Raw genomic sequence first — 26,607 nt, 5'->3', positions numbered from 1 at the left:
GGGTCATTTTTTAACGTTATATGCTTGCTATGTAAGCATTATAACCTATTTTTATCGTATTTTATGTTTAAGTCCCGCTAACCAGTAACCACTAACTATTACCCATGCCCGATGCCCGATGCCCATGCCAGAGGCATCTGACCCTAGAAAAGCGATCGCCCTTGATTTTTCTAAAAGAATTCAAGGGCGATCGCTAATAATCAAAGTATTTATCTCACATCAGAGATTTTTGTTGCAAGCTGTTTTTTTGCCTGAACAGCTTGTTTAACGGAGAGGGAGGGATTCGAACCCTCGTTAAGTTGCCCTAAACACACTTTCCAGGCGTGCGCCTTCAACCGCTCGGCCACCTCTCCAGGGCTAAATTCATTCATTTAGCCACAGCTAAACTATCTTAGCAGAACAAATCTGATTTGGGAAGGGGTAACGGCATAAATTTACTGTTTAATGTGGGTAGGGTGTCAAACGAGCGGGCTTGGATTCTCCTAGCTGTGTCGCAAACCCCTTCATCTAAAGGAGTTTGCCCGCCAAACCCCAATCTAAAATCTAAAATCTAAAATCTAAAATTCCATGACTCACTCTTACACAATTAAAATTCATAACAGACAGACAGGCGATCGCCACACCGTGCGAGTACCCGAAGACCGCTACATCCTGCAAAGCGCCGAAAACCAAGGAGTAGAATTGCCATTTTCCTGCCGCAACGGCGCTTGTACCGCCTGTGCGGTGCGCGTCAAGTCGGGAGAACTGCACCAGCCAGAAGCAATGGGGCTTTCGGTGGAACTGCAAAAAGAAGGTTATGCCCTGCTGTGCGTCAGCTATCCCCGTTCCAACATCGAGGTAGAGACGCAAGACGAAGACGAAGTGTACGAACTGCAATTCGGTCGTTACTTCGGCAAAGGAAAAGTTAGAGCCGGTTTGCCGTTGGATGAAGAATAAGGCAATTTGATAAATTATCAACTACCAATTATCCATGCTTTATCGATTATGTGCGATCGCCCTTTGTCTGTTGTTAGCTAGCTGCCAAAAACCCGAAATGCCCCAAGGTACGATCGCCAAAGTAGAAAGGGCCATCAGCGGCCAAACAATCGAAGTTATCAGTACAGCCGACAAAATAGCCTTATTAGAACAAATCAGGCTGATTGGTATTGATGCGCCGGATTTAAAACAGCAGCCTTGGGGAGAAGCAGCCAAACAAAGACTAGAACAGCTAACTGGGGGAAAACAGGTATTGTTAGAATCAGACATCGAAGAGAAAGATCGGTTCGATCGCAAACTAGCCTACTTGTGGCAAGATAAAATTTTGCTCAACGAACTGCTAGTCAAAGAAGGTTATGCCCTGGCCTCAGCGCGATCGCCCAACACCAAATACCAGCAGCGACTCGTGAACGCTCAAGAATGGGCGAGACTCATGGGTAAAGGCCTGTGGAATCCAGAACGAGCTTTGCGCCAAACTCCTGCAGAATTCCGCCAGCAAAATCGGAAATAGTCAATCGATTTTAGATTTTAGATTTTAGATTTTAGATTGAAGCATTGACCCCACCGATAAATACGTTCGGCAAGTTTCATCGGGTACAGGTTTTTATTTCTGGACGGATGAATCACGTGGCGGGTATCGTGGATGCTTTCGGTCAGTTGGGAATTGTTGACAACTGACAACTGACAACTAACAACTAACAACTGACAACTGACAACTGACAACTGACAACTAACAACTAACAAATGACTGACAATCAACTGCAAAACTTCTTAGAAATAGCCACCGAAGCAGCCCTAGCCGCCGGTTCCGTCCTGCAATCTTTCTGCGGAAAATTAGAAAAAATTCAAGAAAAAGGCCGATCGGGCGATTTAGTCACAGAAGCCGACAAAGCCTCAGAAGTCGTCATCTTAGAAATTCTGGGCCGCCACGTACCCGACCACGCCATCCTCGCCGAAGAATCCGGCAAATTAGGGGATGCTAGCAGCAAATACCTGTGGGCGATCGACCCTTTGGACGGCACAACAAATTATGCTCACCAATATCCTTTTTGGGCCGTGTCGATCGGACTTTTAATCGACGGTATACCACAAATTGGAGTAATTTACGACCCCTTTCATAATGAATTGTTTCGGGCAGGCAAAGGATTGGGAGCAACCTGCAACCGATCGCCGATCGAAGTTTCCCAAATCTCAGAATTGAGAACCAGCTTGCTAGTCACTGGCTTTGCATACGATCGGCGCGAAACAGCAGACAATAATTATGCCGAATTCTGTCACCTCACCCACCTCACCCAAGGCGTGCGGCGCAGCGGTTCCGCATCCCTAGACCTCGCACACCTCGCGATGGGGCGATCGGACGGATACTGGGAACGGGGACTCGCCCCTTGGGACGTAGCAGCAGGTGTAGTCATAGTCTCCGAAGCCGGAGGTCAAATTACAGCTTATGACGGCAGTGCCTTTGAGATGAACTCGGGTCGGATTTTGGCCACAAACGGCAAAATACACGCCGAACTCAGTGGCGCACTGCTAGCAGTTCCTCCGTTATCTTCCTGGGGGTAATCTACCCGCAGCAAGAGATCGGGGGTAGTACGGGGGTCAGAACCCCTTGACTCAAGCTACATTAAAGAATAGTGAAAAGCCAGGAAAGGAAGAGTAAAAGTTATGTCTTTTGAAATGACAAAAGGGCTGTTCAAGTACGACTTTACAGATCAGCACGCAATTTTGGGAATTCCCTTAGACGCCGAGTTTAACGACATCCGCAAGCGCTACATGAAAATCGCCCGCCGGTTGCATTCGGATACTTGCTCTTTTGAAAGCCAAGCCGATAAAGATTGGGCTAACCAATTTTTGTCAAAAGTAGTCAATCCGGCTTACAACAAATTTTCCAAGGAAAGCGATCGCAAAGAATACACGCTACTCTTAGCAGCCATCGCCAAGCGCGTCGTTAAAGAACAGGCAAAAATGCAAATTGAAAGCGCAGCAGCCAAACAGTTAGCTACCGCTCAAAATTGGGAAGAAGCTTACAAAACAGCAGTTAGCAAACTCGCTCTCAAGCAGTACGAATCAGTTAAGGAAACGCAAGAGGCGATCGATCAAATTAGCGAACTCAACATGGTTTACCTGCTGCGAAAAGAGCGCATGGGTGGTGGTGCGGTTGCACCCGGTTCATCCATAAAAGATGGAACCCCAATAAAAGATGCAACCCCAACCCCAACTCCAACTCCAACTCCAACCCCAACCACAACCACAACCACAACTGCGGCAAAAGACTCGCCGGCCGAAGCCTATTGCCGCCGAGCTCAAGGATTCATGGACAGCAAAAGTTACGCCAAAGCAATTTTAGAGTTGAAAGAAGGCCTGAAGCGCGATCCGAAACACAGCAAGACCCACGCTTTGTCAGCAATGTGTTACCTTGAACAAAATCAAGCCACAATGGCGAAACTTGAGATGAACAAAGCTTTGGCATCAAATCCTGAAGAACCAACGGCTTTGGAGGTTAAGAAAAAGCTGGAACAAGCTGCAGCAAAAGCCAAAAAAGGTGACGAGAAACCAGGATTTTTTGCAAGTTTGTTTGGCGGTAAGAAGAAGTGAGAAGTTGTGAGTTGTGAGTCTTGAATATTTAGAAACGGGTGAACTGCTCAGCAGTGGAGTGAGGTAGCTCAAAAAAATCAAGACTTGGTGATATCAACGCCGGTGACATCGGAATTATACCATCAGTGCGATCGTCCCGCGACCGCGGATGCTCCAGAAAGAACGGGACGATCGCACTGACGGGGAAAATGATAATTGCGATGCAAACGAAAACGCTATCACGCCTTAATTTGTTAAAGTTGAAGATTAAGCTTGCCTCCTTCGACTTTAACACCGTCCCCTAAAGCTAAGCTTCTAAGGCCAATCTAAAATCTAAAATCTCAAATCTAAAATTGAGATGACACCGTGAACAAACCAGGCGTTCAACGGAGTACCGTTAGTACGCAGGCTTCGTATTTCCTTTTTTGCAAAGGCTTTTTATAGTGAGGTAGTTCCACCCCCACTTACTAACACAGTACCAGAGTATTTCCAGACTATCAATGGGTATAAAGAAATAATTGTCGGCTTCCGTCCGCGACATCCGACGCTTCTTTCCATCACGCTCGGTAATTCCCAACGGGGTAATTCGCGCAGCGCTCAGATTAATCCCCTCTAAATATAACGAGGGACTTCCCGGCTGGTAGTTAATTTGTTAAAGTCGAATGTTAAGCTGGCCTCCTTCGACTTTAACACCGTCCATAAAGCTAAGCTTCTAAGCCCAATCTAAAATCTAAAGTCTAAAATCTAAAATTGATATGGTTCACCAACCCCCATCCGGTGCAAGAGATTTATTGCCCCTTGACGTTGCTCAAAAAATTTCGATCGAACGGCGCTTACAGCAGGTTTTTCACCGCTGGGGCTATCACCGGATTATTACCTCTACTCTAGAAAGGCTGGAGACATTGATGGCTGGGGGCGCGATCGACCGATCGACCTTAATTCAACTGCAAGACGCCGAGGATGGAGAACTTGGTTTGCGGCCGGAATTGACAGCATCCATCGCCCGCGCGGCTGCAATGCGGATGGCGGGGACTCGCTGGCAGCCTCAGCGCCTCTACTACAACGCTAACGTGTTCCGCAAAGGCCCAGATACTGGCTCAGGCGGGCAACAGGAGTTCTATCAAGCTGGGGTAGAACTGCTCGGCGCGGGGGGGGCGGTTGCGGATGCGGAAGTGCTTCTGCTGCTGTCTGAGTGCTTGCAGAGCTTGGAAATAGATGACTGGCATTTGGTTTTGGGAGAAGCGGGTTTGACTGCAACATTGCTAGAAGCGTTTCCGCCAAACGTGCGCCAAAAAGTTCGGGGGGCGATCGCAAATCTCGATCGAATTGCCTTGGAAACTTTGCCACTGTCAACCGAATTGCGAGAAAGAGCTCTGCTGTTATTTGACTTGCGCGGCCGACCTGAAGAGGTGTTGCCAATTGTTGCCAAGCTGGATTTAGATTTGCCGCAGCAAGCCGCGTTAAATAATCTCAAATCGGCGATCGAATTGCTGCACCAATGCCAGTCAAAAATTCCCAATCTAAAATCCCACATTCACCTCGATTTGAGTTTAATTCAAACATTTGACTACTACACTGGAATTGTGTTTGAAGTTGTCAGCAGCAGCAAGACAGGACAGCGAGTTTTAGGACAAGGAGGACGCTACGACCAACTGTTGGGACTGTTCGACCCCCAAGGGCAAAATTCCCCCGGCATCGGGTTTTGTCTGAATATTGAAGATTTGCACCAAGTTTTGCTGACAGAGGGGCAGTTGCCCACGGAGACGCCAGCTAGCGACTGGTTGGTTGTGGCTCAAACTCCTGAAGCTAGTGCCGCCGCGTTTGCTTACGCTCGCAAACTCCGAGACTCTACTCACCTAGTTCGGGTAGAAATAGATTTGGAGAGTCGGGAGACAGCAGAGTCGGCGCGGGAATACGCGCGCGATCGACGAATTGCTCAAATTGCTTGGGTAAATGCCGAAGGATTGCCAACAATTGAAACGGTAAATTAGCCTAATTGGTAATTGGTAATTGGTAGTTGGTAATTGGCTAAAAATCACCCGATATGATATTATGTATCCTGCTGATTGAGATCAGGTTTTGCCAATTGCTAATTGCTAATTCCCTATCAACCTAAAATCTTTTGAGAGAGCACTATGGCACACACTATTGTTACGAATATTTGCGAGGGAATTGCTGATTGCGTCGGCGCTTGTCCGGTTGCTTGCATTCACCCTGGCCCTGGCAAAAATGTCAAGGGTACTGATTGGTTTTGGATTGATTTTGATACCTGTATTGACTGCGGTATTTGTTTGCAGGTGTGTCCTGTCGAAGGTGCGATCGTTCCAGATGAGCGGCCCCAGTTGCAGCAAACTCCGACTTGATTGAATTAACTGTTTTTCCCCTTCTCTTCTCTTCCTTTGTGTCATAAGCGTCTTCGCGGTTCGTTAAATTTATATAGGAACTTTTTTAACGAACCGCAGAGGCCGCAGAGGACACAGAGAAGAAGTTGAGAAAGAAGGAAAAAATCTAACGTTGAGATATCTTAAGTGCAGGTAATTAATTATGCTACTTTTAGATCCAAAAACTCTCGCTCCAGCGACTGAACAGCGCATAATTCTATATGATGTGACTTGGGAGCAATACGAGCAACTTTCTGATATGTTTGTCGATGAATTCCCCAGGATGACGTACTTGGAAGGAACGTTAGAAATTATTATGACGACTTCGCCAGAACATGAAAGGCTTAAAACAATTATTGCCCGGTTGATAGAAACCTATGCAGTTGAAAGGCTAATTAATCTCAACGGTTACGGTAGTGCTACATTTCGCCGCGAAGCTGTGAGACGGGGTGCGGAACCAGATGAGTGTTACTGCTTGGGTACACTTGCAGAAATCCCTGATATTGCGATCGAAATTGCTCTAAGTAGCGGTGGAGTTGACAAACTAGAAGTGTATCGCGGTTTGCAAGTTCCTGAAGTCTGGTTTTGGGCTAACGATCAATTTTCTATTTACCACTTGCGGGAGTCGGGTTATGAGTTAATTTCCAGCAGTGAATTTTTGCCTGAGTTAGACTTTTCTGTATTGAGTCAATATGTAGGATATGTTAACCAAACTGAAGCTGTTATTGCTTATAGAACTGTTTTGCAAACAGCTACACCAACCTCAAATTAATAGACATCTCCAGAAAAGCCAGTATTGAACAGGCAAGATGCCTGTTCCACAATTTAAAAAAAGCCCATCGCACTTTACAATAAAATCTACAATAAAATCTCATGCAGCCGATCGCACTTTCCGACTCTCACATTTTATCCATGCGTACCCACGCCGAAAGCGCTTATCCTGAAGAATGCTGCGGTTTGTTGCTCGGTCGAGTTAGTGGCGATGTTAAAACTTTAGTGGAAGTTTGGCCGACTGAGAATGCTTGGAGTGCACAGGCCCAGGAGAATTGGCCTGAAGAAAAGGGATTGACAGAACGACGCAGATATGCTATTAAGCCCGAAGATATGTTGCGGGCGATGAAACATGGGCGCGATCGCAGTCTGGATATTATCGGTATATATCATTCTCACACGGATTCTCCCGCAGTGCCCTCAGAGTGCGATCGGACATTGGCCTGGGCCCAATACTCTTATATCATTGTGTCCGTCCGACAAGGCTGTTGGGAAGACATCCGCAGTTGGAGTCTTGACGGAGAGGGGAACTTTCAAGCAGAGGAAATTCTCGCACAGGAAGCGACTGAGATTAAGAAATAATTAGTAAAAATAACAAACAGGTAAAAATGCGAAAGATTCAGATAGGATGTAATTCAAAATCTGCGCTACACACAATATCATGCTAAATCCTAATCTGGAGGAGATCCAGCTCAACAAACAAGAATACGAACGCTACTCTCGCCACCTGATCCTGCCAGAAGTGGGATTGGATGGGCAGAAGCGTCTCAAAGCTGCCAGTGTGCTCTGCATCGGTACGGGAGGCCTCGGTTCGCCGCTGCTGCTGTATTTAGCAGCCGCCGGTGTTGGCCGCATTGGGATTGTAGACTTTGATGTTGTAGACCATTCTAATTTGCAGCGGCAAGTAATTCACGGCACTTCTTGGGTTGGGAAACCGAAGATTGAGTCGGCTAAAAATCGGATTTTAGAAATTAATCCTTTTTGTCAAGTTGATTTGTACGAAACTCGCGTTAGTTCGGAAAATGCGATCGACATTGCGACTCCTTACGATATCATTATCGACGGTACGGACAATTTCCCGACTCGCTATTTGATGAACGACGTTTGCGTGCTTTTAAACAAGCCCAACGTCTACGGTTCCATCTTCCGATTTGAAGGACAAGCAACAGTTTTCAACTACGAAGGCGGCCCGAATTACCGCGATTTGTACCCGGAACCCCCGCCTCCTGGCATGGTTCCTTCTTGTGCAGAAGGCGGCGTTTTAGGCGTATTGCCTGGAGTAGTTGGCTGCATTCAAGCAACGGAAGCTATCAAAATTATCTTGGGTCAAGGCACTACTTTGAGCGGCCGATTGTTGCTTTACAATGCCTTAGATATGACATTCCGGCAATTGAAATTGCGGCCGAATCCAGTGCGCCCGGTAATTGAAAAGTTAATCGATTACGAAGAATTCTGCGGCTTTAGTAAAGTACCAGCAGAGCAACCGCAAATTCCTGAGATGACTGTCAAAGAACTTAAGGAGTTAATCGACAGCGGTGCGAAGGATTTTGTCTTGTTGGATGTTCGGAATCCCAATGAGTATCAAATTTGTCAAATTCCTGGGTCGGTTTTGGTTCCTTTGCCGGATATCGAACAGGGCGCAGGTGTCGCTAAGGTCAAGGAATTGGTGAACGGCCACCGCTTGATTGCACACTGCAAAATGGGCGGGCGTTCTGCGAAGGCTTTGGGGATTTTGAAGGAAGCTGGAATTGAGGGGATTAATGTTAAGGGCGGAATTACTGCTTGGAGTGAAGAAGTAGACCCGTCTGTACCTCAATATTAAGGCTAATCTTTTTCTGGGGCGGGCGATTTGCCCGCCCAGAACGGCGATTATGACGGCGGGAACTGTTTATTTCTAGTTAGTAGATTCTTGAACTTACCTAGTAGATTCTTGGAATTGGCACTCAACATAACCACACCCCAAACCACTACCCCCGCACCGATACTAATCAACAATACCAACGCAAAAGAATTAATTCCCCCCTTCAGGAAAGGCAAAGGCAAAGCAACAATTTGATTCGGAGGGTCTTGTTTAATTAAATAAGGAGCACTTCCAGCCACCACCCCGGCTACTCCCAAACCAAAGCCGACAGCTTGAATCGTGACCTCTAGTTTGGCATCCCGATAAGCTTCTTCGATCGCCACAATAGCTCTAATTGCCTCGGTTGCTTGGTCTAGCAAGCCGGAACCGTGTTTGAAATAGCCTAAATCTGCTTGAATCTGCCTTTGAAACTGCGGGCAAGTTTCTTTGCTGAATGTTTCGAGGAAACTTAAATTGGCATCACTATCATTGTACTTTTTAGCTGCTTTGATGTCAAGACTTATTTGATTTAATTTATCCTGGTAATTTTGGGCGTTAATTGCGATCGTATTTTGGCGAAACTCCAAATCAATCAGCATTCGGGCATACTTCACAGCCCGAGGCGGCATCTCAATCATCTGAGTTTCCAGATATTGTAATTCCTCCTCCTTTAAACCCGCACCTTTCGATTGCTTCTGCTGAGCTTTATCTCGCTGCAAATACTTAAAAGTCTTGTCAATATCCAGTTCAATTTGCTTGTATTCCTCGCGAGTCACGGCGTAAAGCTTGCGGCTGTCGTGATAAGCGCGAAGAATCTTATTTCGGTACAAAAACAAATCCATAAAATCGCTGTACCGCGTCTCATCCCAGATTTCATCAGTTGTCGGGCTGTTAAAAAACCAGATAATAACGTGACAGTAACTATCGGGCTGACTCGGATTACCATACTCCAAAATCGGACTGCCGAATAACTCGCCTTGACGGTAAAAATCCGGCATATTTTGACCGGCAATCAACTTTTCCAGGCACTGTTTGCCTAAAGCTTGGAGAAACTGGGAATCTGCCCGCGCCGCCTGATTTTGTTCGACACTCAGCCAAGCTGTAAGCAGCAGAGTTTGCCCGAAATAACTCTCCACGAAATCCGGCAGCAAGCAGTTATCGCGATTAAATTCCTTGAAGATGCTAACATCGACAGGAGGTGTTTTAATGCTGTTAACTTTTTCAGGAACAAAAATTTTTAAACCCAGGGCATAGCTGTCATCAATTCGCAGCGGTTGGGCAAAGCCTTTGACAGGAATTTGCTGATTTTCAACCGAAATCTCCTTATCAAAGGGTAGAGAATTGCGGTTGCCAACACGTTGTTTATTAATCAGGTTGACTCGGAAGCCGACAGGTTCCTCTTTTTTGTGGAAATAGCTGTCATTAAATTTTGTACTGACTGCTAATTTAGTTTGCAAAATATCATCGCACTTCTGCCACAAACTGGCGGATTCCACAGGGGAATTTGACTCTGATTCTATGGCTTGGCAGAGGTGAAAGGCAAATAAATAGACGTTGGGGGCATAGATTTTGCTAGTTGGAGTCATTGCTGGTATCTGATTGATTATTTGCTGCGATTTCTTGAAGTTTTTTGTAGCTATCTTCAATGCTTGTACGCAGAGTCTGAGTGATATTGGTTAGCGGCGGTGTTGTACTTGGGGTGGGTTCGCCCGCATCGTCGAAATCTTTTTTGTTTTTGGCGGCAGCAATTTTTAATTCCTCTCCCAATTGATGACGGGCGCACCACTTGCTGATAGCCATAGCAATAGGAAACAATTGATCGTCTGCGAATTCTCCCATTTCTGTTTTTAATTCTGGTAAATCTTGCCATGCTGTCGGCCGGAAAATACTCTGATTTTCGTGCAGCCATTGGAGAAAAGCATTGATAATTTTGTCAGGTTCCATAGTAATTCCTCCGGTAATTAAACACAATAGATTCGTAGGGGCGGGTTCACCAACCATAATGGCCTGAAACAAACAATCTCGAAAACCCGCCCCAACCCAACGAACAATTACAATTTACATTTTAACATTTGATGCAAATTTTGGGTTGGTGCAGGTTGTCTGTGGGGTGGGGCGGGTTTATTTAGATGGTTGGTTATCGTTATATATGGTTGGCGAACCCGCCCCTACAAGATTATGTTTTTACACCTAACTTAATATCCCGTCGCACAGAAAGCCGCCCAATATTTCGGGTCGCGGAACGGCTGTTTCTCACTCGAACACACTAACCATAATTCCACACTTTCGCTCGATTTTTCATCTAAATTTAACAATCCTACCCAAACTCGAAAATCCTCCATACTCACCCCGCGCATCCAGTTTTGCGCCGCATTCAAAGCGAGGGCTACTGAATCTGCATCGGGCAATTCCTGATAAAATTTAATCATCAAAATTGCTGTGGCAAAATCATCGACAGCCCACAGACTGCTGACAACATTCATGCTACCCGCATACAAAAAACCGCTGGGTAAACCAATGTATTCATCCGTCATTGCGGTTGAGGTGGTTAGCCCGGTTTCGCAGGCGGAAAGTGTCACGAGACTGCACTGCGGTAACTGCAAATCGGCAAAGATTTCTCGCAGGGTGAGGCATTTTTCTGGGATGGCTTTTCTGCCGCTGCGTAGGGTGACATAGCGCTGTTTTTCATCGGGCTGATTTGACTCTGGGGGCGGGGGTTCGGGCGGGCACGGGGGCACCGCCCCTACGGATTTGGGGGGTAATGGTTCCAGGGAATCGGCTAAGACTAGGGATGATTGTAGTGGATAGTCGAAGTCGAATACGCCGTGACAGGAAAAGTGCAGGTAGTTGGCGTTTGAGAGGTTTTCTCGGTTATCGTTGAGGGCGGTTTTTGTGGCTTGTTTTTTGAGTAAAATTTGATGCGGATTGAATCTGGTTTTGATGGTTTCTACCTCCATGTCGGCGTTGAATAAGTCTTCGGTGGGATTCTGGAGGGCGAATAGTTGTTGCTGATTTGGTGGGGGGGAGTTTCTGGTGGTGATGCGATTTTTTACGAGTTGCAGCAGTTGCAAGCTGGGGGCGTATTTCACGCCTGCGGGGAAGCAGTCTAACAAGTACCTCGTAGGGGCGGTGCCCCCGTGCCCGCCCTCTGAGGTGAATTGTAGGGCGTGGAGGGGGAATAGGTGCAGGTAGCGGTGGGGTACTAGGATTAGTCGTTTGCTGTTGGGGGGGATGTGGGCGATTATCTCGTTTAGTCGCAGGATTTCTGAGAGTTTTTGGAGTTTTTGGGATAGGGTGTTTTGCCAGGTTTTGTTGGTGTTTTTGTTGCGGTATTCGTCGAGATAGTTGTTTTTCCAGGTTTCTAATTCGCCTATTTCGGTTGTGGTATATGTGACTGGTTTTATGCTGTCGCGGGTGATGATGAAGGCGACACCACCCGTAGGGGCGGTGCCCCCGTGCCCGCCCTCTAGGGAGTTAGAATTGCCGATGTACCATTCTATGATTGCTGTTTCGGTGTCTAAGGTTTGTTGGAATTTGGTGATGTCGATGGGTTCGACTTTTTGAGTTAGGGAGAATTCTGGTTCTCGCTGTTTTATTTGTTCTAGCAGTTGTGTTAGTTGCTGCAAGGTTGTTTCTAATTTGGCTTTTTGTTGTTGGAAATATTCGGGGCTGAGGCTGCGGGTTTGGGTTGTGCGTTGTGAGGGAGAGGGCGGGCACGGGGGCACCGCCCCTACAACGGGGGGGGGAAAGAGGGGGAGGAGATGGGGTTTCTGTTTCTAGGAATTGTTGGGAGGCGGCGATTTGGCGGCGCAGGTTTTGGAGTTGCTGTTTCTCGGTTTCGGTGGCTGTTTTGGGGTAGATTTCGCTGTTGGTGAAGAGTTCGACTAGGTAGCGGGATTTGCTGCGTTCGATTGTTTGCAGGGCTTTGTCATATTGTTGGTGATTGATGCAGGATTGCATCATTTTTTCGTAGACGTTGAGGTTCTCTTCGATGATTTCTCGTTTGCGGTTTTCGGAGGCAATCCACTCGCGGCTTTGTTCGACTGCTTCGATGGCTTTTTCGTAGCCGAAAATGGCTATTTCCCACAAACTTTCTGCAAATCCTAAATAGCCTAGATTTCGCCCTGTTTGCAGACAGTCAATTGGCAAAGCGGTGGGAGTATAAACTTCTAAAGCTGCTTGAAAAAGTTGGATCGCCCTTTCTATATTCTCACCCCGTTCTCCTTTGATTCTGTCACTGTAAGCAATTGCCAAATTATTTTGAGTCATCGCCCATTGTTCCGGAAAAGCTGCGCGGGTGTAAACTTGTAAAGCTGCTTCATAAAATGCGATCGCCCTTTCGATATTCTCACCCCGTTCTCCTTTGATTCTCTCACTGTAAGCACTTGCCAAATTATGTTGAGTCATCGCCCATTGTTGGGAAAAAGCATCGCGGGTGTAAACTTGTAAAGCAGCTTCATAAAATGTGATCGCCTTTTCGATATTCTCACCCCGTTCTCCTTTGATTCCGTCACTGTAAGCATTGGCCAAATTATTTTGAGTCATCGCCCATTGTTGCGGGAAAGCTTTGCGGGTGTAAACTTCACTAGCTGCTTCATAATATGCGATCGTCTTTTCGATATTCTTACCCCGTTCTCCTTTGATCCTGTAACTGTAAGCAACTCCCAAACAAATTTGAGTACCAGCCCATTGTTCCGGGGAAGCATGGCGGGTACGAACTTCACTAGCTGCTTCATAAAATGCAATCGCCTGTTCGATATTCTCACCCCGTTCTCCTTTAATTCTGTTACTGTAAGCAGTTGCCAAATTATTTTGAATCATCGCCCATTGTTCCGGGAAAGCAGGGCGGGTGTAAATTTCTAAGGCTGCTTCATAAAATGCGATCGCCTTTTCGATATTCTCACCCGGTTCTCCTTTGATTCTGTCACTGTAAGCATTTGCCAGATTATTTTGAATAGCTGCCCAAAATTCGGCCGAAAAATTTCGCTTAAAAATTTGCAGCCCCACCTCGTAGCCTGCAATGGCAATTTCCATATTGCTGCTTTTGCTTCCCAGCGGAAACTCTTGAATCAAGTCACTGAAGTTAAGAATATTAATAGTAATGTTTGTAGCTTGGCGAAACTCCATTTCTGCCAGAGTTTGAGTAGCCCAATCGCGCAAAACTGAGGTGAAGTTATCGTCGATTAGTTCGAGATTGTTTTGCAGGATAGCGATTTGTTCGTCCCTTGGGGAGTTGATCAGGGATTCGATCAGGTCGAAATAGGTTTGTTTTTTGCTTTTCATTGCACTACCCATGTTTGGGATATTGTACATTTTTTGCGCGGGAAAAACCAGGGATTTTTGCACAATACCTTTACCCAGATTTTGTAGGGGCGGGTTCCACCAACAATATCTAAGGAATACCAACAATCTAGATAAACCCGCCCCCCACCACCGATAACCCACATCAACCTGGAATTTGCATCGCATCGGAAAATGTAGGTTGGTATTTTTCGTTGGGTGGGGGCGGGTTTTCGAGATTGTCGATAATTGGCAATTATGGTTGGTGAAACCCGCCCCTACGGGCACCATGTACATTGTGATTTATGGTTGGGTGGGGGCGGGTTTATCAGATTGTCTATAATTGACGATTATGGTTGGTAAAACCCGCCCCTACAGTTTCCCCGAAATCACCTGATCCGAGTAATTAACCCAACCCTTCAACTAACAAATTGCGAGCACTTTCCAACGCTTCCTGCAACTTACTTGCATCGCGTCCCCCAGCTTGCGCCAAATTCGGCCGCCCGCCGCCTTTTCCGCCGCAAATTTGAGCAATTCCCCCGATAAACTTGCCAGCTTGTAATCCTTTCTTATTGACTTCAGGACTAAAAGCTGCCACCAAACTTACCTTGTCTGGTTCAGGAATTGAGGCCAAAACAACCGCAGCATTTCCTAACTTTTGCTGCAATCTTTCCGCCGCAGTTTTCAGCGCTTCTGTATCCACATCACCCAATTGAGCTACAATGATTTTGAATTCGCCGATCGCCTCCGCCGCACTCAGCAACTGGTCGGATTTCGCGATCGCCAATTCCGACTTCACAGCAGCCAAATGTTTCTGAGTATCCTTCAACTCATTCTGCAAATTAGTAATCCGGTTCGGCAATTCTTCAGGCTTCGCCTTAAATCGATCGCCCAAATCGCGCACCACCTTATCCCGCACATTCAAATAATCCAAAACAGCTTGACCGGAAACCGCTTCAATCCTGCGAGTTCCCGCCGCTACCCCCGCTTCGGAAACAATCTTAAACAGCCCGATTTCTGCGGTATTGCTGACGTGAGTTCCGCCGCACAATTCCATCGAAACGCCGGGAAAATCGATAACCCGCACCACATCGCCGTACTTCTCGCCAAACATCGCAGTCGCGCCTTTTTCTCTCGCAAGGGCGATCGGCATTTCTGCAACCTCAGCAGCGTGCGCCTCAGCAATCCAACTATTAACTAAATCCTCAATTTTCTGCAACTCTTCTGCTGTGACAGCGCGCGGAGAATTGAAATCAAACCGCAATCTCTCAGACGATACCAGCGAACCAGCTTGCGAAATCGAATCGTCCACAATTTTTCGCAAAGCTGATTGTAATAAGTGAGTTGCTGTGTGGTTAGCCTGAACTCGGCGGCGACCGCTATTGTCAATTTTCGCAGTAATACTATCGCCAACTCTCAGCGTTCCCCGTTCCACAAAGCCGAAATGCACGAAGAAATCCGATTCCTTCTTCACATCCTCAACTCTTACTAACAAACCATCACCATTATCTCCGGTTTTCAAATAACCTTTATCCCCAATTTGTCCGCCGGATTCTGCATAAAACGGCGTTTGGTTCAAAACAACTTGTACCTCGGTACCGGCGGCTGCTTCTTCCACAGATTTGCCGTCAACCAAGATAACTTCCACCTCAGCTAAACTCGACAATTCAGCATAACCGACAAACTCAGTCCCCTGGATTGTTTCAGCCAACTTATCCAAAGAACCCTGCACCGTTAAATCGATTGTTTGGCGAGCATCTTTAGCGCGAGTTTGCTGTTCCTTCATCGCCGCTTCAAAGCCGTCCAAATCCACAGTAATTCCCTGTTCCTCAGCAATTTCTTGAGTCAGTTCTAAGGGGAAACCGTAGGTATCGTAAAGAGTGAAAGCATCTTGACCGCTGATTTGTTGGTTTGCTTGCTGTTTTGTGCGATCGACAATTTCCTCCAGCAGCTTCTCTCCGCGTTCCAAAGTCTTGAGAAACTGCGCCTCTTCCCTTGCCAATTCCGCCTTAATTTGAGCTTCCCGCAGCCGCACGTTCGGATAAGCTGCTTCCGAAAGGGCGATCGCACTTTCAGCCACCCGCACCGTAAATTCGCCCTGAATTCCAATCAGTCGCCCGTGGCGCACCACCCGGCGAATCAACCGGCGCAAAATGTAACCCCGACCAACATTCGACGCGCGAATTTCGTCCGCAATCATGTGCACCACAGCCCGAATGTGATCGCCAATTACTTTCAGCGAAACCTTGACTTTTTCGTCGCTATTGTGGTAATCAATCCCGGCAATTTCCGCCGCCGATTGAATGATCGGAAAAATCAAATCTGTTTCGTAATTATTGGGGACTTTCTGGAGGATTTGCGCCATCCGTTCCAGTCCCAAGCCAGTATCAATATTTTGATTTTGCAGCGGTGTTAAATTGCCCTCTGCATCTTTATTGTACTGCATGAAAACCAGGTTGTAGAATTCAATAAACCTGCTATCATCTTCGAGGTCAATATTGTCGCCTCTTTCTGGGTGAAAATCATAGTAAATCTCCGAACACGGGCCGCAGGGGCCAGTCGGGCCGGATTGCCAGAAATTGTCATCTTCTCCCATGCGCTGAATGCGATCGCCCGGAATGCCAATTTCATCGCGCCAAATCGCAAAAGCTTCGTCATCTTCTCGGAAAACGCTAACAACCAAATTCGACGCTGGTAAACCGAAAACTTCCGTGGAAAGTTCCCACGCCCAGGCGATCGCCTGTTTCTTGAAATAATCCCCGAAACTGAAGTTACCCAACATTTCAAAAAACGTGTGGTGGCGGGCGGTGCGGCCGACGTTTTCGATATCGTTGGTGCGGATGCACTTTTGAGAAGTCGTGGCGCGCGGTGATTCGGCGGTGCGCTGTCCGAGAAATATCGGCTTGAATTGTAGCATTCCGGCGATCGTCAGCAACACCGTCGGATCTTCGGGCACCAAAGAAGCACTCGGCAATATCTTATGTCCCCGCTGAGCATAAAAGTCGAGGAAGGTTTGGCGGATTTGGCTGCCACTGAGAAACTTAGGAGAAATAGTCATGACAAGAACTGTTAAGAATGTAAAGATGTAGCAACAATAGAATTTATAGGACTTTTGCACGGGTGTCCAGAAACCGGGTTTTTCAACCAAAATACTTGCTTAAAATCCTCAATCTCGGTGAAAAAACCCGGTTTCTTTGTTCGGAGTGCGTGAGTGCTAACTTACATCTATTTGGATATTCATATCATTATACTTAGTAATGTAAAGACCTATCAAGTTTTGCAAATAGTGCTTTACTCCTCCGAAAGGCCATGCTAACTTAATAATAGACACCGGGACAGAAAGAGAAAGGAGGTCGCTATATTTAGAAAGAAAGTTCGAGGATATAGGCATGGTGTCTCCGGTCTAGATTCCGAGGCGCAGCAGAAATTAACCGAACACAACTTGGAATAGTGGCGAACTGCCGATCGAGCAGTCAAGCCAAACCGCAGTCGAGTCAGACTTATTGTGGTTGCGGATTAAAAGTAAAGCTGCATAAGTTGTAAACCCTAGTAAGTAACAGTTCTCAACCGGAAACACATCTCGTTTGTTAGAAAAAACAAAGTTCTCATATTATTGGGTCTGGTCGCTGTCGATCGGGCCCTATGAATTTTTAGAGGGCCTCGCAGGAGAAGAGGCTTCCAGGCAGGGCGGTTTCATTCTCTTGTAGGGGCAGCCCCCCGTGGCTGCCCCAATCTCTGAAACACGAGCGCAAATCGTGGATGGGGAGGGTAGGCACTCTTAGCACTACAAGAGTCAAAATCATCGTTTTCCGTAAGGGCAATCCGACCCCTACTCCCCGTGGTTGCCCCGAAACAGCCCTGGGCTTCCAGGAGCACAGAGGGGCCGAGTTCGGCTGTATAAGTGGTTTCTGCTGAAAGAAAACTTCCCTGTGAGGCGATCGGCGAGCGATCTGTGCAGCTTTTGAGTTATATTATATATAAGGGGACGTGGAGCAAGCCCACCCGCTTTTTGCCGGGACTCCAGCGCAGTGATAGGAGCCACTGTCAAGATGAGATATCATTGAGGATGTCACTCAAGACCTTAAAACCTTCCCCGCTGTGCTGTATCGCAGCAAAATCTACGCTTCTATTAGCTTGCTGCAAGCCAAGGATAGCCAACCGCCATTTTTGGTGACAAGACCAGGCTCAAAAATTTGAATCTCAGGATATTTAGAGTCAAAACTCTAAAAAATCCCATCCCCGACGCAGGGGTTAGAGTTCAAACAATAAAAGCCCGCCCACTCAAAAAAGCTAGTGCCACCCACAACGGTAGTAAATCACTAGCACAGTTCTTAAACTCACAATGTCCAGAGATTCCAGGTAAAAGTATGCCCGAAATAACTAAAGAAGAAATGCGCGAACGGCTGGGAAATATCGACCAGATCCGCGATATCATTTTTGGAGCGCAGCTTAGAGAATACGACAATCGCTTCGATAAAATAGATTCCGACTTGTCGATGATGCAGCAAGATATGCAAACTCGCATCGAACAAGTAAGAACAGTTCTTTCAGGAGAAATGAGGGCTGCAGTTGATTCGTTAGAAAAGAAAGTTAAATCGCTCACCTCAAACACCCAAGAAGAAAGCGCCGATATCCGTCAGCAAGTCGATCGCATTAACCGCAAATTCTCCAGCAGCGTGGAAGCCCTCGACGAGGCTATAGACAATCAAACCAGTTCGCTTCGCGACGAACTCTCCAAAACCAGAGATCGACTATCTGAAGAAAGCCGCACTTTGAAAACACAAGTGTTTGAAGAACTCGATCGTCGCTTTTCTATGCTCAGAGATGTTAAAGTTTCTAGAGACGACATGGCAGAAATTCTGTTTGAACTCGGCATGAGGCTCAAAGGAACAGAATTTGTACCCGAACTTAAAGGCGTTGCGGATAATAAGTTAAATACCGAATTTCTGTTGCCGGAGCGCCACCATAACGGATAATAACGCATGGCTTTACCGAAAGAAAATCCGGCTGACGAAAATGAGTTAGAGGGTTTTGTTTCTCAACCTGACGAGTCTGCTGCAGATGCAGCAACCCAGCTAGAACCCTTGCTGAATCTGTTAGTCGATCTCAAAATTATTGCGGGTTCAAACCAGCAAAATGCAGAGCCAGAAAGTGACAGCAGTGGCGACAATAATCAAGCTGGGGCCCTCGGCGGGTTGATGGATTTGTTAGGTATTTCTGAGCAAGCGCCAGAGGAAGTTGCAGCGAGTGTACCCGAAACTGGATCTGGCCAACCGGAGTCTGGCGATACGCCGCCTGTTGCAGACGAGTTCAAAAGTTTGCTGTGGGCTACTCACAAACTCAACACTTCAGAACTGGAAAAAGACTATTCCTCAGCTAAAACTATAGATGTTTCCGCGATCGCCCAGCCGGATTTGGAGGAGGAATCACAGCCTGTCGAAGAATTGTCTAACTTGACAATGAAAGATTCTCTACAGTACGTACAGGCTCAAAAATCCCACAAGTTCGATCGGCATTTACAGGATGTTTCCCCTCCCGAAACCGAGTCAAAACCCTCGGAAATTCCCCATAATCCCATAGTTTCCACAGTCTCAGATCCACCAGAAACGGGATATTTAGATACTGCGGTGGCTTCGACTCTAGAAAGCCCTAACTTACTAGAACCGCCAGCAGAAATATTAGGTCAAATTAAACAGGATTTACATGAAGCCGACACCGCGATGGAAAGGCTGCAAAATCTGATGTTCGGCTCAAAAATGTCGGATATCGAGCAAGTCAAAAATCTTCTGGCAGAAAACGATTTGCCGGGGGTGCGCCACCTGATGGCCACAATCGACGATAAATTAGGAAAATTGGAGCACCAAATCTACGAGCCCCAAGAGTTGATTGAGTTGATGCTGCCTTGGATCGCAGAAATTCTCAGCCGCAAAGTGGCCGATTCCAGGGAAGAAGTTGTTAAGGCGATCGTGCCCATTATTGACGAAGTGATTAGGGCAAAAACTCAGGAAAACAAGTCGGCAATGAGTGCGGCAATAGCTGAGTTACTTCCCGACGCACTGGCTCAACAAATCGTGAATTCCCCAGCGGATATTGCTAACGCGATCGCCCCAGAAATCGGTCTGGCAATTAAAGAGCAAATTCGCCTTGACCAAGAGTCGATCGCTCAAGCCCTCGCGCCGGAAATGGGCAAAGCGATTACAGCCCAAATAAGACTCGAACGCGACTCTATGGTGGATGCGCTCTATCCCGTAATTGGCAGTACAATTTCCCGATACATGGCAGAAGCTATCAAGACAATCAATGAAAAAGTGTCAAATGCCATCAGCGTCGAAGGATTCAAGAGAAAAATTCGCTCCAAAGTACAAGGAGTCTCCGAAGCTGAATTAATCCTCAAAGAATCAATACCCTTTACCGTCCAAGCAGCATTCTTAATTCACAAAGCATCTGGCTTGATTATTTCCGAAGTTCAAAACTCAGAAAGCTACCAGTTAGAATCAGAAATGGTAGCAGGAATGCTCACAGCTATTCGCAGCTTTGTTAACGAGTGCATCCTTGGGCCGGGAGAAGTTTCCGAACTCAATCAAATTGAATACGGCGACTCAAAAATTATGCTAGAAGTAGCTGGATATTGCTACATGGCCGTCGTGATTAAAGGAGAACCGCCACAGTCGTTCATCAACAAACTGCGGCAAACAGTTAGTAATCTCATCCTTAATTACGCTAAAGTAATTCACGAGTTTAATGGCGACCCCGGTACTATACCGGAGTCGCTGCACCCGTGTATAAAAACTTTATTCGACCCGCTACAAAAAGAAAAATCAACAAAACCCCCGATCGCCCTAGCGGCTATCAGTTTAGCCGCCCTGAGCTTAATCTTAGTACCTTGGGGGATTTATCAGTATCGCAGCAGCGTTGAGCGCCGCCTCGAAGCAAATGCCCTCGCAGCTTTAGCATCCACTCCCGAATTAGCAGTTTACCGCTTAGATGTTGCAGTTGATGGCAAAACTTTAAAGCTAACCGGAAAGTTGCCAAATCAAGAATTGCGGGCACAAGCTGCAAAAATAGCCGCATCAACTGCACCGAAATTGCAATTAGATAATAGAATTCTAGCTGTAGATGTCCCCCCAGATCCAGTTTTGACGGCGGCGGAGGTGCAGCGGATTACCGCTGTTTTGAATCAGAAAGAGGGCCTTTCTATTTCTACGCGGTATGGCGATCGTAAAGTGACTGTAGAGGGTACCGTTAGAGACGGTGCAGACGCACAGAAAATAGCTCAGTCCCTGAAGCAAATACCCGGTGTTCAATCGGTGATTAGCACAGTTAAATTAGATCCGCTGAAAATTACAACCCGCATCTACTTCCAGCAAGGAACGGCAATATTAGACTCTACACATGGAGAAATCATCGCCAGTGTCAAAAAGTTTATGGATCAATATCCTCAAAAACAGATTAAGATAATTGGACACAGCGATCGAACTGGGGAAATTTCTACAAATCAACAGTTGTCGCTGAGGCGTGCCGCAGCAGTGCGAGATGCTTTAGTGCGGCAGGGTGCTGACCCAAAGCGCCTCCAAACGGTTGGCATCCCCCATCCTCCTGCCGACGTGGAGCCCAATCAACCACGACTTTTAAGCAGATGCGTGGTATTTGAACCAATAACTAACACCATAAACAGTAAATAATTATGTCAGTTACTATATCTAAAAAAATGTGTATGATCGGCGATTTTGGCGTGGGCAAAACCAGCCTGATCCGCCGTTTTGTCGATCGGCAATTCACCGACCAATACCTCTCCACCGTGGGAGTAAAAATTTCTCGCAAAAACGTAGAATTAGAAAACGTAAAACAGCGGGAAAACGTGACTGCACAGTTGCTGATTTGGGACTTAGAAGGGCATACAAAATTCAAAGGAATAGCACCGACTTACTTGCAGGGAGCTAGTGGCGCTTTAATCGTTGCCGATGTCAGCCGATCCGAAACAGTTGAGCGAATCTCCGAACACATTCAGCTTTTTTCTTCAGTGAATCCTAAAGGGTCAATTATCGTCGCTTTAAACAAAGTAGACTTGATTGACGAGGAAAAATTGGCGCTGCTAGTGGAAATGTCCCATTCGATAGGTCAAGACAAAGTAATAGCAGTTTGCACGACATCTGCTAAAACCGGCAAAGACGTTGACGAAATTTTCTACAAACTAGCTTACACAATGGTAGAAAAAGTATGAATCCCCTGTTAAGAAAGCTGTTAGGCCCGCGACAAACACAGTATTTTCTAGTAAATCACCATTTCATCATTCAGGAAACCTCCGCCGAAGTGCAGAATTATGCCGATACTCCGGGCGACGCGATACCAGGTGCAGATGCTCGCCTGAGTTTTCCCGAACTGATTGGCATTGAAAATATCCTCATGTCTATCATTATGGGACGGCTCCCTGGTTTTGAAATCAAAGGTATCGCTCGGTTTGCCGACCCGAACCGCCCTTTATACTTTGATATGTTGGCTATCAAATATGAAGAAGAACAAGAATATGTGCCAAGTAAATTGCTAATTTTGATTGAAGATACCACCGAAAAGATGGTAATGAAGCAATCCTTGATTCAGAGGGCGAATGAAGCTAATCTTTTGGTTAGTGCCTTAGCCGCTTCTAAAGATTATATAGATAAAGTTATTCGTTCGATGGGCGATGCTTTGTTGGTGACAACAACATTAGGAAATATCAAAAGAATCAATCAATCGTCCCAATGGTTATTTGGGTATAGCGAAGCAGAATTAATCGGTCAGCCCCTGTCTTTAATATTACTAGAAGAAACCTTAATCTCCCAAGCTCGCCACCGCTATATTTTGTCTCATAAAGAGCTGCGTAGAGAACTAGAAATAGTCTGCACTACTAAAGCAGGAGAAGAAATTTGGGTAGAATTTTCCTGTTCGGCAATTCAGACAGAATTAGAGGGACTTTACGATTTAATTTATATAGGCAGGGACATCACAGAACGCAAACAACAAGAAATAGAAATTCGCCGCTCTTTGGCAAAAGAGCAAGAACTCAGACAGGTAAAATCTCGTTTTTTCTCGATGATTGCTCACGAATTTGGCAATCCTTTAAATACAATATTATTTGCTACTAAAATCCTCCAAGACTACGGCGACGAAATCACCCACGAGGAAAAACAAGAATACCTCGCACACGTTAAATCCGCATCTAAACACATGGCTCAGCTATTAGATGACGTGCGGTTGCTCAGCAGCGCCGAAGCAGGAAAACTCGAATTCTATCCCGCACCAGTTGACTTAAAACAATTTTGCAGCGAGTTAGTAGAATCAATTACAATTAGTTATGGAAAAAATCATACAATTAACTTTATTTATCAAGAATTAGTTACGCCAGCGAAAAAAGATGATAGCGACTCGCAGGAAACGCAACAGTTGCCCGCACTAGATCCAAAATTGCTGCGGCACATATTGACAAATTTGCTGTCAAATGCTGTCAAATATTCGCCCCTCGACAGCAATATTTATTTTGAATTAAATTGTCAGAATAATGAAGAAGCTATATTTAAAATTAAAGATGCAGGCATTGGCATTCCTCTCGAAGACCAGGAACAACTCTTTGAATCTTATTATCGAGCGAAAAATGTCGGAAAAATACCCGGTACAGGACTGGGTTTATCCATAGTCAAGCAGTGTGTAGATTTGCACGGAGGTCAAATCGAATTTTCCAGCGAGATAGGGTTAGGCACTACCTTTATAGTCAGAATTCCCTTTGAGAAACAGAGATAAATATAGCCTTTCTCAGTAACATGAGGTGCTCTCGCGGGCATAGGGCATAGGCCTCCCTGGGCATAGGGCATAGGCCTCCGTGGGCATACCTCACCAAGATGGAGAACCGCTATAGATTGATTTTCGATAATTCGATACACAGGGCGCATTCACTACTAAGAATCTCACATGAAAACCTTGTTAAAAAAACTGTTAGTTCCGCACCACTTGGAGTACCTAGCACTGGATCAAGACTTTTTAATCCAAGAAATCTCTCTGCAAGTGCAGCGGTTTGCCGACTGTCCCGACGAAGTAGTCGCCGGCAACGATGTTCGCATTCCCTTTCCAGAATTGGTGGGAACTGAAGAAATTTTAATCGATATTTTTGAAAAACGTTTGCCAAATTTTGAATTAAAAGCGATGACGCGACTATTAGAAAATGGTTCGCGGCTTTATTTTGATATGTATATCGTGGAGTTCACCAATGACGAGAATTATCAGAGATTAATTATATTTTTTCAAGACGTAACCGACAGGATGGCTTTAGAACAAACTCTCGTCCAAGCTACCAATGAAATGGATATTTTATTGAGTACCTTAGCTGCTACTAATAATTATGTTGAAAAAATTATTACTTCAATGGCGGAAGTTTTGTTGGTAACAACAGCATCGGGAAAAATTAAAAAAATCAATCAAGCTGCTCAAGATTTGTTCGGTTACAGCGAATCAGAATTAGTAGGGCAGCAAATAGACGCTATTGCTGCTTTTGGCTCCTCTTTGCAAGCAGTCAGCCAAGAGGAGTCTCAACAATTGCAAACTCACGTCGAAGTAATTTGCACGGCAAAAACCGGAGAAAAGCTCACAGTTTCGTTTTCCTGTACGGCGATTTCGACTGACATTAAAGGCATTTCTGGCCCTTTGCCTGCCGTTCAAGATTTCGTGTACATCGGCCGCGATGTCACAGATAGACAGCGCGCCCGCAAGCGACAAATAACTCAGTACGTCGCCACTCGCATCCTGTCGGCATCCGAAACAATCAAAAAAGCTATAGCAGCAATTCTCCCCGTAATTTGTGACAGCTTGGGATGGGATACCGTCGAACTTTGGATGCCAGAATCCGGGGAAAAACTGCTGTCAGAAACTAAGAGAATAACTGCGGTTTCCGACCCCAATTTGCTTCGGTGCGTCGCCAGTTGGACAAAACGCTCAGTTTCTATCCCCAAATTTGCCGAATTTACCGAACAAATGACTTGTGCGTTTGGCGAAGGATTGCCGGGTTTCGTTTGGGCTAGCGGTTCAGCTCAGTGGATTGCAGATGTCACAAAAAGCGACTGTTGTCTGCGCCGAGAACTTGCGGCCGAAGAAGGACTGCACGGAGCTTTTGGTTTCCCAATTGTGGGCGACTACGATCAGGATAATTCTGCAAAATATGTGTTGGGTGTGATGACTTTTTTCAGCCGCGAAGTGCAGTGTTTTGATGAAGAATTGCTCCAGACAATGGCGACAATCGGTAGCCAAATCGGTCAATTTATCAAGCGCAAGCAAGCGGAAATAGCTTTGCGGGAAAGCGAAGAACAACTGCGAGACTTATTTGAAAATGCTACTGACTTAATTCAAAGTATAGGAGCGGACGGTCATTTTTTGTATGTAAATCGGGCTTGGCGGCAAACTCTGGGCTACACCGAAGCCGAAATTGCTCAAATGACTGTTTTTGATATTATTCATCCCAACAGTTCCCAAGAGTCTCTGGATATATTCTATCAAGCTTTTACCCAAAAAACGGTAAATGAAAATACCTTGTATCCAGAATCGATTGAAGTAATATTTATCACTAAATATCACGAACAAATTTTGCTGGAAGGCAGCATAAGCTGTAAGTTTGCGGATGGTTCGCTAGTAGCGATTCGCGCTATTTTGCGAGACATTACTGCTCGAAAAATGACAGAAGACGCCCTGGCAAAATCTGTGTCCCTGCTGCAAGCAACTTTTGATTCTACTGCTGATGGTATTTTAGCTACTGACAGGAGCGGAAAAATAGTCACTTTCAATCGAGAATTTGTGGAAATGTGGGGCATACCTAACGAAGTGATGGCACTGCGAGACGACGCCACAACGATCGCCTTTGTCCTGAACCAACTCAAAGACCCCCAAGCATTTCAAGAGAGAATAGAATCGCTTGACGATCAGCCCGAAGCCGAAAGTTACGATTTGTTGGAATTTCAAGACGGCAGATTTTTTGAACGCTATTCGGAACCGCAGCGGCTGGGAGATAAAATTATCGGCAGAGTCTGGAGTTATCACGACATTACGGAACGCAAGCAAGCAGAAGATGCCCTGCGGGAAGAACAAGAAAAATCCGAAAAGCTGCTGTTAAATATCCTGCCCAAGGCAATAGCAGAACGCCTCAAGCAAAACGAAACTACTATTGCCGAATACTTTCCTGAAGTGACTGTTTTGTTCGCAGACATTGTGGGGTTTACACCTTTGTCTGCCCTCATGAATCCGATCGAGCTTGTGGAGCTCCTCAATAAGATTTTTTCAGGATTCGACCTTTTGTGCGAACAGCACGGTCTAGAGAAAATCAAGACCATCGGCGACGCATACATGGCGGTTGGAGGGCTGCCTGAACCCAGGGCAGACCACGCAGAGGCGATCGCCCAAATGGCACTAGATATGCAAGCAGAAATAGCCAGATTTAATGCTAGCCATAATAAATATTTTAGCATCCGCATCGGCATTCACAGTGGCCCGGTTGTTGCCGGAGTAATTGGCATCAAAAAGTTTATTTACGATTTGTGGGGCGACACAGTAAATATTGCTTCCCGCATGGAATCTCACGGTTTGCCTTGGCGGATTCAAGTCAGCGAAACTACTTATAAGTTATTAGAACACAAATATGTATTTCAGGAGCGGGGAACTATTCAAGTTAAAGGCAAAGGGGCCATGAAAACTTATCTGCTCATTGGCAAAATATAAGGCCGGTCATCAGTCATCAGTCATCTGGCTGATGACTACAAGTGTTGCTAAAGTTAATTA

20 protein-coding genes and 1 tRNA gene are annotated in these 26,607 nt (G+C 46.0%); 15 read left to right on the top strand and 6 right to left on the bottom strand.

The genetic code is table 11. The annotated features are described in order from the left end of the window. Positions 1-118: 118 nt before the first annotated feature. Entirely contained in the window at positions 119-268 is a 150-nt protein-coding gene (locus tag QUB35_RS18505; protein WP_333143239.1) for a hypothetical protein, read from the top strand. Here QUB35_RS18505 and QUB35_RS18500 read toward each other — a convergent pair. Then, positions 269-353 (bottom strand) — tRNA-Ser (locus QUB35_RS18500). A gap of 214 nt (positions 354-567) precedes the next feature. Between QUB35_RS18500 and QUB35_RS18495 the strand changes: the two genes are divergently transcribed. From QUB35_RS18495 to moeB, 9 genes are all read left to right on the top strand, one after another. Continuing rightward, positions 568-936 carry a 2Fe-2S iron-sulfur cluster-binding protein gene (locus QUB35_RS18495; RefSeq protein WP_190743866.1) on the top strand — a complete coding sequence of 123 codons (369 nt, stop codon included), beginning with the start codon at positions 568-570 and terminating at the stop codon, positions 934-936. A gap of 34 nt (positions 937-970) precedes the next feature. After that, complete coding sequence (locus QUB35_RS18490) at positions 971-1,486, top strand: thermonuclease family protein (protein ID WP_333143238.1); 516 nt, start codon at positions 971-973, stop codon at positions 1,484-1,486. A gap of 233 nt (positions 1,487-1,719) precedes the next feature. After that, the gene (locus QUB35_RS18485; protein ID WP_333143237.1) at positions 1,720-2,535 is read left to right on the top strand and encodes an inositol monophosphatase family protein; all 816 of its coding nucleotides are present in this window, start codon (positions 1,720-1,722) and stop codon (positions 2,533-2,535) included. Between the two features lie 102 nt (positions 2,536-2,637). After that, a complete protein-coding gene (locus tag QUB35_RS18480) occupies positions 2,638-3,567 on the top strand; it encodes a DnaJ domain-containing protein (protein WP_333143236.1) in 930 nt (309 codons plus the stop codon). A gap of 734 nt (positions 3,568-4,301) precedes the next feature. Next, positions 4,302-5,537, top strand: a complete 1,236-nt coding sequence (locus QUB35_RS18475) for an ATP phosphoribosyltransferase regulatory subunit (RefSeq protein WP_333143235.1) — start codon at positions 4,302-4,304, stop codon at positions 5,535-5,537. Between the two features lie 144 nt (positions 5,538-5,681). Continuing rightward, the gene (locus tag QUB35_RS18470; protein WP_333143234.1) at positions 5,682-5,909 is read left to right on the top strand and encodes a ferredoxin family protein; all 228 of its coding nucleotides are present in this window, start codon (positions 5,682-5,684) and stop codon (positions 5,907-5,909) included. A 181-nt stretch (positions 5,910-6,090) separates the two neighbouring features. Beyond that, positions 6,091-6,699 (top strand): Uma2 family endonuclease, encoded by a 609-nt coding sequence (locus QUB35_RS18465; protein WP_333143233.1) that lies wholly within the window; start codon positions 6,091-6,093, stop codon positions 6,697-6,699. 101 nt (positions 6,700-6,800) lie between these two features. After that, positions 6,801-7,280 (top strand): M67 family metallopeptidase, encoded by a 480-nt coding sequence (locus QUB35_RS18460; protein WP_333143232.1) that lies wholly within the window; start codon positions 6,801-6,803, stop codon positions 7,278-7,280. Between the two features lie 79 nt (positions 7,281-7,359). Then, positions 7,360-8,520 carry a molybdopterin-synthase adenylyltransferase MoeB gene (gene moeB / locus QUB35_RS18455; protein WP_333143231.1) on the top strand — a complete coding sequence of 387 codons (1,161 nt, stop codon included), beginning with the start codon at positions 7,360-7,362 and terminating at the stop codon, positions 8,518-8,520. A gap of 47 nt (positions 8,521-8,567) precedes the next feature. Here moeB and QUB35_RS18450 read toward each other — a convergent pair whose 3' ends face one another. The 5 genes from QUB35_RS18450 to alaS all read right to left on the bottom strand — a co-directional run bounded on the left by QUB35_RS18450 (position 8,568) and on the right by alaS (position 16,876). Next, on the bottom strand, positions 8,568-10,124 hold the full coding sequence (locus QUB35_RS18450; RefSeq protein WP_333143230.1) for a hypothetical protein: 1,557 nt from the start codon (positions 10,122-10,124) through the stop codon (positions 8,568-8,570). Then, a complete protein-coding gene (locus tag QUB35_RS18445; protein WP_333143229.1) occupies positions 10,111-10,482 on the bottom strand; it encodes a hypothetical protein in 372 nt (123 codons plus the stop codon). The genes QUB35_RS18450 and QUB35_RS18445 overlap by 14 nt, the downstream gene beginning before the upstream one ends. A gap of 251 nt (positions 10,483-10,733) precedes the next feature. Next, entirely contained in the window at positions 10,734-11,912 is a 1,179-nt protein-coding gene (locus QUB35_RS18440; RefSeq protein WP_333143240.1) for a CHAT domain-containing protein, read from the bottom strand. 100 nt (positions 11,913-12,012) lie between these two features. Then, positions 12,013-13,821 carry a tetratricopeptide repeat protein gene (locus QUB35_RS18435; protein ID WP_333143228.1) on the bottom strand — a complete coding sequence of 603 codons (1,809 nt, stop codon included), beginning with the start codon at positions 13,819-13,821 and terminating at the stop codon, positions 12,013-12,015. A 403-nt stretch (positions 13,822-14,224) separates the two neighbouring features. Further along, positions 14,225-16,876 (bottom strand): alanine--tRNA ligase, encoded by a 2,652-nt coding sequence (gene alaS / locus QUB35_RS18430; RefSeq protein WP_333143227.1) that lies wholly within the window; start codon positions 16,874-16,876, stop codon positions 14,225-14,227. Between the two features lie 1,309 nt (positions 16,877-18,185). On the opposite strand from alaS, the gene QUB35_RS18425 reads away from it, so the two are divergent. The 5 genes from QUB35_RS18425 (at position 18,186) to QUB35_RS18405 (ending at position 26,547) form a co-directional block, all read left to right on the top strand. Further along, complete coding sequence (locus tag QUB35_RS18425; protein WP_333143226.1) at positions 18,186-18,794, top strand: hypothetical protein; 609 nt, start codon at positions 18,186-18,188, stop codon at positions 18,792-18,794. 6 nt (positions 18,795-18,800) lie between these two features. Further along, complete coding sequence (locus QUB35_RS18420) at positions 18,801-21,500, top strand: OmpA family protein (protein WP_333143225.1); 2,700 nt, start codon at positions 18,801-18,803, stop codon at positions 21,498-21,500. Positions 21,501-21,502: 2 nt separating this feature from the next. Beyond that, on the top strand, positions 21,503-22,039 hold the full coding sequence (locus tag QUB35_RS18415) for a Rab family GTPase (RefSeq protein ID WP_333143224.1): 537 nt from the start codon (positions 21,503-21,505) through the stop codon (positions 22,037-22,039). Continuing rightward, a complete protein-coding gene (locus tag QUB35_RS18410; RefSeq protein WP_333143223.1) occupies positions 22,036-23,592 on the top strand; it encodes a PAS domain-containing sensor histidine kinase in 1,557 nt (518 codons plus the stop codon). The genes QUB35_RS18415 and QUB35_RS18410 overlap by 4 nt, the downstream gene beginning before the upstream one ends. 168 nt (positions 23,593-23,760) lie before the next feature. Next, positions 23,761-26,547 (top strand): adenylate/guanylate cyclase domain-containing protein, encoded by a 2,787-nt coding sequence (locus QUB35_RS18405; protein ID WP_333143222.1) that lies wholly within the window; start codon positions 23,761-23,763, stop codon positions 26,545-26,547. The last annotated feature ends 60 nt before the right edge of the window (positions 26,548-26,607 follow it).

Origin of the sequence: Microcoleus sp. B13-B6 (genome assembly GCF_036705405.1) — a bacterium.
In the GTDB taxonomy this organism is placed as follows: Bacteria; Cyanobacteriota; Cyanobacteriia; order Cyanobacteriales; family Microcoleaceae; genus Microcoleus.
Note: the sequence above shows the minus strand (reverse complement) of the source record. Positions and strands in the feature narration are given on the sequence as shown.